Origin of the sequence: Lysinibacillus telephonicus, from assembly GCF_003966145.1 — a bacterium.
GTDB classification, from domain to species: domain Bacteria; phylum Bacillota; class Bacilli; order Bacillales_A; family Planococcaceae; genus Ureibacillus; species Ureibacillus telephonicus.
In genome coordinates this window covers 51,681-64,290 of record NZ_RXNR01000016.1, presented here as the reverse complement: position 1 = coordinate 64,290, position 12,610 = coordinate 51,681, and the positions used below count along the sequence as shown (strand labels likewise).

10 protein-coding genes are annotated in these 12,610 nt (G+C 35.4%); 2 read left to right on the top strand and 8 right to left on the bottom strand.

Annotated elements, in window-relative coordinates; translation table 11 throughout:
* Window positions 1-11: 11 nt before the first annotated feature.
* The 5 genes from EKG35_RS07665 to EKG35_RS07645 form a co-directional block, all read right to left on the bottom strand.
* Window positions 12-2,996, bottom strand: a complete 2,985-nt coding sequence (locus EKG35_RS07665) for a type I restriction endonuclease subunit R (RefSeq protein ID WP_126293855.1) — start codon at window positions 2,994-2,996, stop codon at window positions 12-14.
* Window positions 2,997-3,008: 12 nt separating this feature from the next.
* Window positions 3,009-4,310, bottom strand: coding sequence for a restriction endonuclease subunit S (locus tag EKG35_RS07660; RefSeq protein ID WP_126293854.1), 1,302 nt, complete (start codon window positions 4,308-4,310; stop codon window positions 3,009-3,011).
* Window positions 4,310-6,319, bottom strand: a complete 2,010-nt coding sequence (locus EKG35_RS07655; protein ID WP_126293853.1) for a type I restriction-modification system subunit M — start codon at window positions 6,317-6,319, stop codon at window positions 4,310-4,312. The genes EKG35_RS07660 and EKG35_RS07655 overlap by 1 nt, the downstream gene beginning before the upstream one ends.
* 129 nt (window positions 6,320-6,448) lie before the next feature.
* Entirely contained in the window at window positions 6,449-7,453 is a 1,005-nt protein-coding gene (locus EKG35_RS07650) for a hypothetical protein (RefSeq protein WP_126293852.1), read from the bottom strand.
* 280 nt (window positions 7,454-7,733) lie between these two features.
* On the bottom strand, window positions 7,734-8,240 hold the full coding sequence (locus EKG35_RS07645; protein WP_126293851.1) for a helix-turn-helix domain-containing protein: 507 nt from the start codon (window positions 8,238-8,240) through the stop codon (window positions 7,734-7,736).
* Between the two features lie 134 nt (window positions 8,241-8,374).
* Between EKG35_RS07645 and EKG35_RS20840 the strand changes: the two genes are divergently transcribed.
* Window positions 8,375-8,527 carry a hypothetical protein gene (locus EKG35_RS20840; protein WP_185807677.1) on the top strand — a complete coding sequence of 51 codons (153 nt, stop codon included), beginning with the start codon at window positions 8,375-8,377 and terminating at the stop codon, window positions 8,525-8,527.
* 2 nt (window positions 8,528-8,529) lie between these two features.
* Window positions 8,530-10,218, top strand: coding sequence for a recombinase family protein (locus EKG35_RS07640; RefSeq protein ID WP_126293850.1), 1,689 nt, complete (start codon window positions 8,530-8,532; stop codon window positions 10,216-10,218).
* Here the strand turns inward: EKG35_RS07640 and rlmH are convergent.
* The 3 genes from rlmH to EKG35_RS07625 form a co-directional block, all read right to left on the bottom strand.
* Window positions 10,153-10,632 carry a 23S rRNA (pseudouridine(1915)-N(3))-methyltransferase RlmH gene (gene rlmH / locus EKG35_RS07635; RefSeq protein ID WP_126293849.1) on the bottom strand — a complete coding sequence of 160 codons (480 nt, stop codon included), beginning with the start codon at window positions 10,630-10,632 and terminating at the stop codon, window positions 10,153-10,155. The genes EKG35_RS07640 and rlmH overlap by 66 nt on opposite strands.
* 222 nt (window positions 10,633-10,854) lie before the next feature.
* Entirely contained in the window at window positions 10,855-11,019 is a 165-nt protein-coding gene (locus EKG35_RS07630) for a CxxH/CxxC protein (RefSeq protein ID WP_126293848.1), read from the bottom strand.
* A gap of 171 nt (window positions 11,020-11,190) precedes the next feature.
* A complete protein-coding gene (locus EKG35_RS07625) occupies window positions 11,191-12,477 on the bottom strand; it encodes a S1C family serine protease (protein WP_126293847.1) in 1,287 nt (428 codons plus the stop codon).
* Window positions 12,478-12,610: the final 133 nt, after the last annotated feature.

The following is a 12,610-nucleotide window of genomic DNA, read 5'->3' as shown; positions in this document are numbered from 1 at the left end:
AAACTGCGGCTCTATTGTCTTAATCCTTCATATACTTCCTCAAACATATCTTCCATAATCAAAGTCTTGAAGTCGTTATTTTCAAGCATTTTCATAAAGAACTTCTCGTTTTGGGACATACGAGAAATGACAAAATCCATAAATGCCTTCTCATAACTAAATTTGAAGTTTTCTTTCGTGTTGTTCTTTGCCTTTTGAGCCAAGTCTTCATCTTTAATCATATCTTCTTTAATTTGATCTCTGGAGAGTTTATCCGTTTCAGTGAATTCCGTACCAAAGCGTTCGTTCAAACGATCAATGATAGAAGATAAGCGTTCTTTTTCCTCTTCAACGCTTTTGCCCTTCCCATGAGAAGTCGGCTTTAATTCCGATTCACCCTGAACTTGCAATGAAATACTACCCTCAAACACTTTCTCATTTCGATAATATTCAAGAGCCACATCATCTGCTAAGTAAACATTTTCTGAAACGTTTTTCGGTAACTTTCTAAGTAAATAGTTTAAGTAAACATACAATTTGTGCAAGTCAATATCAGCAAACGGTGCAATTTGTAAGATAAAAGAATATGTTCGAATGAACTTTGTTGATGCTCCTTTGAAATCATCCTTTTGCTCTTGGGTTAAATCTTTATTAAAGCGATTTACAGCATGATCAAGGATTGAATTTAATTTTTCCTGCGTTTTTGTCGTTTTTTTCTTCCCGCTAAACTCTAATTCGCACACTTTATTGATTTCTTCTTCCGTATAAACTTGGCACGCATCTAACTCTTGTTGTAAGTCATATAAAAGGTTAGGATCTGTTGTACTTTCTAATCCTGTGACCTCGTAATATGGCTGGAAAGCTTTTTGAATATCTTCTGCTTCGTTAACAAAATCAAGGACAAAGGTGTCGTTTTTTCCTCTGCAAGTACGGTTTAATCGAGATAGAGTCTGAACAGCCTTAATCCCATCAAGAGGCTTATCTACATACATTGTATGAAGCAGAGGCTCGTCAAATCCTGTTTGATACTTCTCAGCAACCAGCAATACTTTATATTCATCTTGGTGGAACTTATCAGGTAATTCCTTTTCACCAAAACCATTCATATCAGGTTCAGTATAAGAAACACCGCCATCTTGAACAGTACCTGAGAATGCCACAATTGCCTTTAAGTCATCGTACCCTTTTACTTTAATGTACTTATCAAAAGCTTGCTTGTACTTTACTGCATGAAGACGACTCCCTGTTACGACCATTGCTTTTGCTCGACCACCAATTTTATGCCTTGTCACTTGGCGATAATGTTCAATAATGATTTCGGTCTTTTGTGCGATATTGTGTGGATGCAAAGATACATATTTAGCAATTTGCTTGGTGGCTTTCCCCTTTGCCACTTCAGGATCATCGTCAATACTCTTTGCTACCTTATAAAATGTTTTATAGGTTGTGTAATTCTTTAACACATCTAAAATAAAGCCTTCTTCAATTGCTTGCCTCATTGTGTAAACATGGAAAGCATGAGGTTTTCCGTCAGCATCATATGTGCCGAACTTTTCAATTGTCTTTGGCTTTGGTGTTGCTGTAAAGGCGAAGAAAGAAATATTGTCTTGCTTTCCACTTTTAGCAATGGTTTCAGCTATTTTCTCTTCCATATCGCCCATATTTTCTTCAGCAATTCGATCAGCTTCAAGGGCTTCCTCTAACGTTTTATCCGACAAAATATTGGTCATTGCCGTTGAAGCTTTTCCACCTTGGCTGGAATGGGCTTCATCAATAATAATTGCGTACTTACCTTTGTTAAAATCCCCAACCTTTTCAATGATGAAAGGGAACTTTTGTAATGTTGTGATGATAATTCTCGTACCATTAGCAATAGCATTCGCTAATTGGGCAGAATCTTTATCTATTTTTTCAACCATTCCCGCTTTATGCTCTAATTGATAAACGGCATCTTGAAGCTGTTTGTCTAATACTCTTCGGTCTGTAATAACAATAACACTGCTAAATACGGCATTGTCTTCCTCATCATGAACTTTCGCAAGTCGATGGGCGAGCCAGGAAATACTATTCGTTTTACCACTACCTGCGGAATGCTGGATTAAATAGTTTTGCCCAACGCCTTTTTCATTCACATCAGCTTCAATCTTTCGAACAACATCTAATTGGTGATAGCGAGGGAATATAACCGTTTCCTTTTTATCAATGATCTCACCAGACGAGTCTTGAATATCTTCTTGATTGACATAGACAAAACGGAAAAGAATGTCCAACAAGCTATCCTTTTGAAGAATATCATTCCATAGGTAAGATGTTCGATAATCATTGTAAACGATAGGATTACCTTTTCCGCCATTATTCCCACGATTGAATGGCAAGAAAAACGTCTTATCTCGATTAAGCTGTGTTGTCATATACACTTCATCAGTATCCACTGCAAAAAAGACAATTGCTCGTTTTTTAAATTGAAAGAGCAGTTCTCTCGGATCACGATCATTCATAAACTGCTTTTTCGAATTTTCTACCGTTTGATTTGTTAATTGGTTTTTCAGTTCCAACACAGCAATAGGCAATCCATTAAGTGAAATTAACATATCAATACTATTGTTGTTTTTACTACTGTAATACACTTGGCGACTTACTGTGAAAATATTTTGTTCATACTGCTCAATCAAGGTGCGATTCATGGAACTAACAGGCTTGTTATAGGCTAACTTTAGCGTTACACCATAGTCTTTAATCCCATGACGAAGGCAATCAATCATCCCACGTTTATCTAATTCTTTATGAAGACGGTCAATTACCTTAGACTTATATTGGTCTTTATACGCATTTTGCAAACGTTCAAGTGACTTTGCCTGTGTTGCTTCTAAGAATTGAAACAAAACTTCGGTATCAATTGCATACTTTTTAAAAACCTCTAAGGCTTGTCCTGTAATTTGCCTTTTTACATAGCCTGATTGCACTAAACAACTTTCAATATTCGTTTCAAAACCTTTTTCTGTTGCATCAATCGCCACTTCTCTCACCCCTTATGACAATACTTTTTTATACTCCCGCACATCAATTTTCCCTGTGACAGCTTCATAGATGAGAGATTGGCGGTATTCTTTAATTTTCTCTATTTGCAACTTAAGCTCTTCTCTAAGTTCATCTATTGTTGTAATTTCATTTTTTACATTTTTAATTATTTCCATTTGTTCTTTAATATTTGGTAAAGGAATAAGTAGATTACTAATAAAGTCCCAATTAGCCCTCGGCATTTTTGCACCATAGGTAGAAGAGTTAATAACTTGAATATATATATCTGTTAGTAATAAAAATTTTAGATATTCATTCAAAATAATATTTTCTTTTGTCTTCATCACAAGTAACTCAGTGGTACATTTGCCCTCAAAGTTAGCTACAAAGCATTTAGCCAAATATGGTCTTAGTTTTCCAAACAAAACATCTCCTGAATAAAAAGCATTGGATGTACCTTCTACTAATTGTTCTTCTATACCTAATGATGGATTAAAATTACCAGTTTTTGATTCAATATTTTCTAACCCTACATATGGCAAGGTATAGTTATCTATCACTTTTTCATTTCTCAAATAAACTAAATACTTTAATTTGTTGATTTCCCAATGCTCAGGTATCTCCCCAATCCATTCCACACCTGAATCTTTCATTTTTACACTTGGATTTAATCCTTTTGTAACTGCTTCAGTAATAATGGCTTGGCGTTTTTCTTCGAGCAATTCAATTAGCTTTTCCTTATCGGCTATGAGAGAGTCGATTTCTGATGTTTTATTGTCAAGAAAATATACAATATTCCCCTGCTCCTCTAATGGCGGAACAGGCATTGATAGATTTGCATATTTTTCTGCACTAACATTTTGAATAGTTGCTTGAATTGTGTTTTCCCTAATCCAATCAGCGTATAACCCTGTTTGAGTATAGTAATACACCAACTGCGGTTTTATTTTAGACTGATTAGGTCTATATCGAATTAAATAGCCTGCAAAACAAGCATCTAAATCGTCTTTATGGATATATGCCTTGCCAACAGTTGCCCCACTTCTTGCAAGCAAAATATCCCCATTAATTAACATATATCCTTTCGCTTTATCAAAAGGGAGAGACTTAAAGGTATCATCTTTTAGATTCCCATATGAATCCAAGTCAGTAATACGAATATACCTTGGCAGATCCCTATCATCTAACTCTGCGGATTCGTTTGCACCATACATCATAGGTTCATTAGAAAGATACTTCCACTTTACAACCTTCCAATTCTTCGGTATTTTTGCCAACTGTTCTATATTACTTGAGTTATAATTATTATTCATCACCCCATCACCTTCTTCAACTTCTCTAAAATACTCTCTTCCAACGCTTTAATCTCTTCCTTAATGACCTCAGAGCTTCTTAGTGCAGTATATTGATAGAAATGGCGTGTAAATGGAATTTCATAACCTACCTTTGTCTTGCTTTCATCAATCCAAGCATCAGGAACATGCGGTTTTACTTCTCGTTCAAAGTATTCATGAATGTCCTCTTTCAATGGGACATTTTCTGTATCACGTAGCTCTGCATCTGGTTCAGGATTTCCTTTGCTGTCTTTACAAATGTCAGCTGTTTCATCTTTTTCTGATAAAGCATTTAGGATAGCTTTAAGTAAAGGTGAACTAATCGCTATATTCTTCTCTTTAAACAGCTTTTTAAGCATTTTTGTAAATTCTTCTCTATTTTTATAGAGAACATCTGATTTGATGGATAAAAGTGCTTCCATGATGTTTCTTTGTTGTTGCTCTCCTAACTCTATCTCTTTCAACCCTGCCTCGCCTTTTTTCCTTGACTTTGATAAGTTATCAAATGCCGTTTGGTCATAGAGTCTGTTTATTCTCTCTTCGTCAATTTTAAAGTTGAGGCGTAACGGTCTCTCCACAGTAATTTTGTGATATCCGAAATCTTCATTATCAAAGATTTTAACGTGTTCTCCTTCTTTTAAATCACCATACATTCGAACAATTTCATGGATATGTTCCTCTGACAGTTCATTACGTTTGTTCCCCATACTCTTTTTCATTTTTTGGTGTAGATGGACCGCATTTACGAGCTGGATTTTCCCCTTTCGTAATGGATTTTTATTGTTTGTTAAAATCCAAATGTACGTTGAAATGCCCGTATTGTAAAATAAATCGTTTGGCATTGCTACTATTCCTTCTACCAAATCATTTTCGATTAGATACCTGCGTATTTCACTTTCTCCACTTCCTGCATCACCTGTAAATAATGGAGAACCATTCATGATAATAGCAAGACGAGAACCTTTCGGATTATCTTTTGTAACAGGCTTCATTTTGGATACAAGATGTTGTAAAAAGAGAAGTTGCCCATCGCTAATACGAGGCAGTCCCGCTCCAAAACGACCATTAAAGCCTAAGTTTTCATACTCTTCCTTTACTGCCTTTTCTGCTGGCTTCCATTCCACGCCATAAGGAGGGTTCGTAATCAGATAGTCAAATTTCATATCAGAAAACGCATCATTTGATAATGTATTTCCAAAACGAATGTTTCTTGCTTCTTCCCCTTTAATTAAGATGTCAGCTTTACAAATGGCATACGATTCTTCGTTAATTTCTTGAGCAAAGAACTCTAATTCAGCTGTTGGATTAAGCTCTTTTAAATACTCTTGAGCTACTGAACCCATACCACCTGTACCCGCACAACTGTCATACAACGTTTGCGTAATACCAGATTTTGTTAGTATATCCTCGTCTTCAAGAAATAAAAGATTGACCATCAACCTTACGACTTCTCTTGGCGTATAGTGATCCCCAGCTTCTGCGTGTTCCGAAAATCTACGGATTAGCTCCTCGAAGATATATCCCATCTCTACATTAGATACTACTTCAGGGTGCAAGTCGATTTCACTAAAACGCTTAACTACGAGATATAGCAAATCGTTACGTTCCATTTTTTCAATCTGTTTATCAAAATCAAAATACTCAATGATGTCTCTTGCTGTCTTAGAAAAACCGTTTATGTAATCACGTAAATTGTCAGCAATATTATCAGCATCGCTTAAAAGCTTGGAAAAGTCATATTTACTGATGTTACTAAATTTTTGCTTTGCTTCACGATTTAGAATTTCATCTCGTGATTCTTCTGGTAAGTTTTTAAACTGCTCATACTTTTGTAGAACCGCATCTTTTGTTTTTTCTAATACACAATCAAATCTACGTAGAACTGCCATTGGTAAAACGACTTTACCATAGTCGTCTGACTTGTACGGTCCCCTTAATATTTCTGCTATCGACCAAATAAAACTTACTTTCTCTTGGAAATTCAACATAAAATCACCTTTTCGTCTTTATGTACTCCCAAGCGGAATAAACTTGGGGAAGAAATCACTTGTATATTGCTATTTTACCAAATTTTATTAGCCTATAGTCTACAATAATTGGAACACTGAAAATGGAGGTTATAGAATAAAAGGATTTCGCATGAAGTTAGGGAAATCTTTGCGGTTTTTCGGGATGGGGACTGGATTTATTCCTATTGCCTCTAAATCTTGGAGATATTTTCTGTAAGTGGGTTTTGAAAGATATTGTTTCGGGGCATCAATTCCATTTTTACTAACATCAACGAGGAATGAACGAAGTTTTTCTTTTTTCTTTCTTGAAAAATTACTATCGTCAAGTATCTTCTCTGCCTTCGTAATTTTATAATAATCCCCCTTTCTAATAATTGGTGTGACATGATTAATCATATATTTTCGGTAAAGGTCTGCTTTAAAGTATTCAGACAACTTTTTTACTCTATTCTTGCCTTTGCCATCATTTCTCTTCATAGCATTTAAGTGATCATTTTTTAGTCTTAACTCGAAGCGAACTACATCTTTCTCATAGGGCTGTATCTCTTCACCTTTTGCAATGCGTTCCTCTTCCTTTGAATAAATAATGAACTCTATACTTTTGCATTTGTGATATTGGGAAGTTTCATATTTTAAGGGGTTACCTTGTTCATCTTTACCCCATTTAATTTTTTCTTTGAAACGATACCTCTCTGTGTATTTCTCGTATAAGTGAAAAATCAACTTCTGGTGATTTTTATTGGGTATGACTACATCCAGTTTATAATCAATTCTTGTTAGAGTATGCTCGTCAAAATGCGATGAATTTCCAAATTGAGAAATCAGAAATTTCCTAATGAGAGCTTCAACTCTTGGGTAGTCTTTTTCTGTAATTTCACTTTTCCTAAGTAGTTTTACAATATCTACTTTTAAATGAACATTCCATAAGCCTTTACCAATTGAAGAAAGCCATGTATATGAAAAACCTGGGTGTTCATTTTTTACATTTTGCGATAGTTTTTTTACGACCGCTCCAAATTTTTCGTATGCTTCTGCTTTTATTCTATTGTGTTTAAAAAGTTGTTGTACCTCTTCATACGTAACTGGCAGTAAGATTTCAACAGAATGAATCATAAATCATCAACTCCTTTGGAAAAATTAGCGGGAATGGTAAAATCTAATGTCAATCTACTCTGGACTGTAAAAAGATTTTCCCGACCCCAACCTATTTAAAGGACTATTGACACATTGCGATTAACAATGTGTTATAGGAAGGTTTGGGAGATTCTTATTTATTTTAGAAAACTGTCAAAAGTTGATAATGGCAAAACTGGTTCTACATTGTCTTAGTTAAATTAAAAAAGAAAAGTAGCAGCCCTAAGGACTGCCACTTTTCTTTTACCCATATTATCATTCAATCATAGAGCGATTCATTTGCATTAGCCACAGTGTTCAATGCCTCTTCCACTTTAATTAAGTCATATATCTCCAAATCCAAACAAGCGACAATAATTTTATCCTTTAACGATGTGTTCAACGAAAAGCCTCTAATTTTTAGGAGTTTATTTGTTTCCTCGATTGTCAGCTTCATAGCAAAAGCAAGTCTTATCAGTTTATATTTTGGTGGATTCGTTCTTCCATTGATTAAGTGACTGATATAAGCTTTTGAAAATCCCGCTTTGTCTGCGAGCTCTTGTTGTGTCATTTGTACCTTATAGAGCATTTCGTTTATAAATTGTCCAAGTGTTACCATACCCTCCCCATTTTGGCTAACCAATGAGGAGATATTATCTAATTCCTCTGCTGATAGACCATGCTGAATAACATCCTTTTTGCATATATGCAAATTTTCTATTATATGTTCCGAGACTCCATGTAATAGATAATTGATTATATCCCCTATAAAACCATACTCTTTCAATTTCTTATTCCCCCACTAAAAAAGTATAAAATTTTTATACCATTCTTAATCTGGAAGTCCATATACTATAGTCAACAGTTGTACACCCTAATCCCCGTACAACTTCCCCACAAATTAAAGGAGGTTCCCCCATTATGAACACACTTCAACAGAATTCTACCAGTTTTCAATCCAATCCCTCAATTATTTTACAGGAACAAGTTCAATCAGACAGTATTAGTATTATTGCTGAACTTCTTATGATTGCCATTACCAAAAAACATCAATTACAAAAGGAGAGTGCCTAATTATGGAAAGAACCAAGGTTATAGGTCTTTATATTCGAGTATCTACAGACAAGCAAGCCGAAGAAGGGTTTTCTTTGGAGGCACAGGAAGTAGAAGGAACTCAAATCGCTCACAAAATTTTTGGAAAAGAAATAGTCCTTAGGGTATATGTAGATGAAGGCGTCAGTGGGAAAAGTACGAAGGGAAGATCAGATTTGAATCGTATGTTAAGAGATGTAAATAAAGGTGAATTAGATGCTATTATCACTTATAAGGTTAGTAGACTTAGTCGTTCTCTATCCGATTCCCTAAAAATAGTGGAGGAAATTCACAAGGCCAAGGTTCGCTTTATAAGTATAAAAGAAGGTGAATACGGGACCCCCCACGGCAACCTTCAGTTTAATATCTTAGCATCCGTAGCCCAATATCAACGTGAGGAATTGGCTGAGAACGTTCAGATGGGCATGAAACAGCGTGCAAGGAATGGAAAATGGAATGGGGGAAAGGTTTTAGGATACGAGACTGTTGATAAAGAATTAGTCGTAGTTCCTGAAGAAGCCGAAACCGTAAGAATTATCTTTAATAAGTTTGTTAACGAAGCATGGGGTACGAAAAAAATCTCCAATTACTTGAACAAAATTGGCAAACGTACAAAGAAAGGGAATACTTTTTCTGTTTCCACTGTATCTATTATCCTTGATAATCCTATTTACAAAGGCTATATCCGCTTTAATCAATATGTAAATTGGGAAACTAATCGACGAAAAGGGAAAAATACTGAGTATATTTTAACTAAGGGGAACCATCAGCCAATCATTGAAGAGGATACCTGGGATAAAGCACAGCTTATCCGAAAGCAACGTGCAACAGGAACGCCAAGACAGTATAGCGGTACTTTTCCACTAACATCTATCCTAAAATGCCCGCAATGTGGAGCATATATGACAAGTCTATACGGAGCAAAACGCAGGGATGGTACGAAGAAACGCTATTATGCGTGTGGGATGTATCATAATAAAGGACGAACTGTATGTAGCCCAAATTTAATTGATGCTGATTGGATAGAAAAAGAAGTATTTAAAAGACTACAAAATACACTTTTATCAGATGTAATCATTGAACGAATTACGGAAGAAATCAATGCTAATATTAAGGAACAGTTCAATATTAATAAGCAATCCTCAGAGTACCAGTTACTTCACAATAGGCTTACTGAACTTGAAAATAGAAAAAAGCGTATTCAAGACTTAGTAGAGTCAGAAGTTTACACTGTGGAAGAAGCAAAACAGCGGTTGAATGAATTACGTTCAGATATTGACAATACAAAAGAGCTGTTGCAAGAAGCAATAACTGAGAATACTCATGTAAGTACAAATCTCAATACCGTCACACCTGAGTTCATTAAATTACAGCTTCAAGAGTTCCTGGAATTGAAAGAATATTTATCGGTTTTGGAATTTAGGCAACTTCTTGTTACTTCTATTGAAAGAATAGAAGCAACCAAAAAAGAGCTAAAAAATATCTACTTTTCCTTTATAGCCCACATTCCAAATAAAGACTTGGATCCTACTGATCCAAGCCTACATAGTACCAATGACCAAACCCCTCTTCTTCTGAAAGGGTTATATTTTAAACCTAACCATTACCTATTTGTGGTAAGGTTCCCCCTTAATAATCCTAAAACTCCGATAAATTTGCTCAACAAGCACTAATTTCATTAGTTGATGCGGTAGGGTCATTTTGCCAAAGCTTAATTTCTCATCCGCGCGTCGCAATACATCCTCATGAAGTCCTAAAGATCCGCCAATAACAAATGCTATTTTACTCGTTCCATAGGTCATCAAAGATTCCAACTCAGCAGCCAATTCTTCTGAGGATTTCATTTTACCGTCAATGGCTAGTGCAATCACGTGCATGCCTTCTGATATCTTCGCCAAAATTCGTTCGCCCTCTTTGCGCTTTACGATTTCCATTTCGGCATCGCTTAATTGCTCAGGAGCTTTTTCATCAGCTACTTCAACTAAATCAATTTTCGCGTAGGAACTTAATCGCTTAACGTACTCCTCAATCCCCATCTTTAAGTATTTTTCCTTTAACTTTCCGACTGAAATGATTGTGATATTCACAACTTATCCACCTTTACCATCCATTAATAATCTATTTACCCACATTGATAATCCATACTGTCATTTTATTTAAAATACTTCATAGATGGGCATTTATTATTGTTCTTTTAGTTAGAAAATTTAAATATAAACAACTTATCCACGTTTACAATTCGTTTACAAACAAATTATCCACAGAAGTTATACACATATCCACAACACCAATCTATATGTAGTGTAAAGTTATTTACTTGATACAACATATGTTGCTTGTTCTTCACAGTAAGAACATTTTGTGGATAACTTTTCTTCTTCATTTAAAATATCCATAATTGGATACTCTTCCGTCTCGGCTACTACCACATCCAAAGCGTGATTTATATGGGTTTCACAGCTATATGCTTTCATTTTTTATCGTCTCCTTAAATTCTGAAATTTCCACAAACTTATTCACATTTCTACTTATGTTATCCACAAACCATTGTAACAAACTAAAAACAGGTAGGAAAGAAAAGGATTTTCTTCCACTACCCGTTGTGTCTTATTTTTGTTAATAACTTTAAGTTATCCACAGAATACTTATACTGTTGTTCCTTCAGTTAGCTTTAATTCTAAATTTACTAGCTTACCTTGTCTATATACTTTAACCTTTAGTGTAGAGCCAATATCGGTTTCATTATATAAATACTGGCGCAAATCAATAGAGTTTTCGATTTTGTGGCCATCTAATTCTACAATTACGTCGTATTGCTGCATACCCGCATTATCAGCAGCAGAACCTTGAACTACTTCTGACACAACTACACCTGTTGTCACTTCTTCTGGTAAACGTAATGTTTGTTTTTGATAAAATGCAGGTACATCTGTTAAATCTAATAATCCAATTCCCATTGTAGGACGTTTAACTTCACCGTTTTTCTCCAGTTCTTCTATAATTGGAATAACTGTGTTAATTGGTATCGAGAATCCTAAACCTTCAATTGTGTCTTGAGCAATTTTCATTGAATTAATACCGATTAATTCACCGGCAATATTAATTAATGCACCACCACTATTTCCTGGGTTGATAGCAGCATCTGTTTGTAATACTTCTGTTTCCCAGTCTTCATATCCGTCGGAGTTTAAGTCAACAGGTACTGCGCGATCAGTACCAGAGATTACTCCAGTTGTAACAGAACCATAGAAATCTAGACCAAGTGGGTTCCCAATTGCGATAACAGATTCACCCTGTTTTAATACGTCAGAATCGCCAAACTTTGCAACTGTATCTACTTTTTCACTGCTAATTGATACGACCGCTAAATCTGTCCAAATATCGCTGCCGACTAACTGTGCTTCTTCTTTTGAACCATCTGCCAATGTTACTTCAAGTTGTTTTGCTCCTTCAACAACGTGGTAGTTTGTTACAACATAGGCCTTGTCGCCATCAACTTTATAAATTACACCAGATCCACTTCCAGCTTCTTGTGTACCTGATTGTTGGCTCCAAAAATCTGTTACCTCTTGGATATTTGTAATTCCAACTACTGCTTTCGATACTTTTTCTACAGCTTCTGTCACATCAGTTGTAACTTCTGTAGCTGTTTGTGTAATTGGTGTGCCTGCATCATTATTTACATTGCCGTTGGAACTGCTAGGAAGCTGCCCAACCATCGATGGCAGCAGCAGCCAAATAATAAGAGCACCAACAATGGCACCTATCAGACCACTTACAAAGTATCCGGCTTTGCTTCCATTTTTTTTATTCGTACGTCTTATATTTTCTTCCTCTTGTTCTCGCTTTAAACGTTCTTGTAAGGGCGAGTAGGAGCTAACAGATTCATTTTCGTCATACTGTTTTTTATCATCGTCATTATAATAACTCATATATATCCATCCTTTCGTTCTCTTGTTGTCATTATGATACAATGTGAACATTAAAATTACATGAAAATGAAATAAAACAAAATTAAAAAAGAAAGGGCTATCCAGAAAATGTTATTTCTGGATAGCCCTTTCT

Coding starts and splice junctions, on each gene's coding strand:
- EKG35_RS07650 (WP_126293852.1), bottom strand. CDS start 7,453: ATGATTCATTCTGTTGAAATCTTACTGCCAGTTACGTATGAAGAGGTA.
- EKG35_RS07660 (WP_126293854.1), bottom strand. CDS start 4,310: ATGAATAATAATTATAACTCAAGTAATATAGAACAGTTGGCAAAAATA.
- EKG35_RS07625 (WP_126293847.1), bottom strand. CDS start 12,477: ATGAGTTATTATAATGACGATGATAAAAAACAGTATGACGAAAATGAA.
- EKG35_RS07655 (WP_126293853.1), bottom strand. CDS start 6,319: ATGTTGAATTTCCAAGAGAAAGTAAGTTTTATTTGGTCGATAGCAGAA.
- EKG35_RS07630 (WP_126293848.1), bottom strand. CDS start 11,019: ATGAAAGCATATAGCTGTGAAACCCATATAAATCACGCTTTGGATGTG.
- EKG35_RS07640 (WP_126293850.1), top strand. CDS start 8,530: ATGGAAAGAACCAAGGTTATAGGTCTTTATATTCGAGTATCTACAGAC.
- EKG35_RS20840 (WP_185807677.1), top strand. CDS start 8,375: ATGAACACACTTCAACAGAATTCTACCAGTTTTCAATCCAATCCCTCA.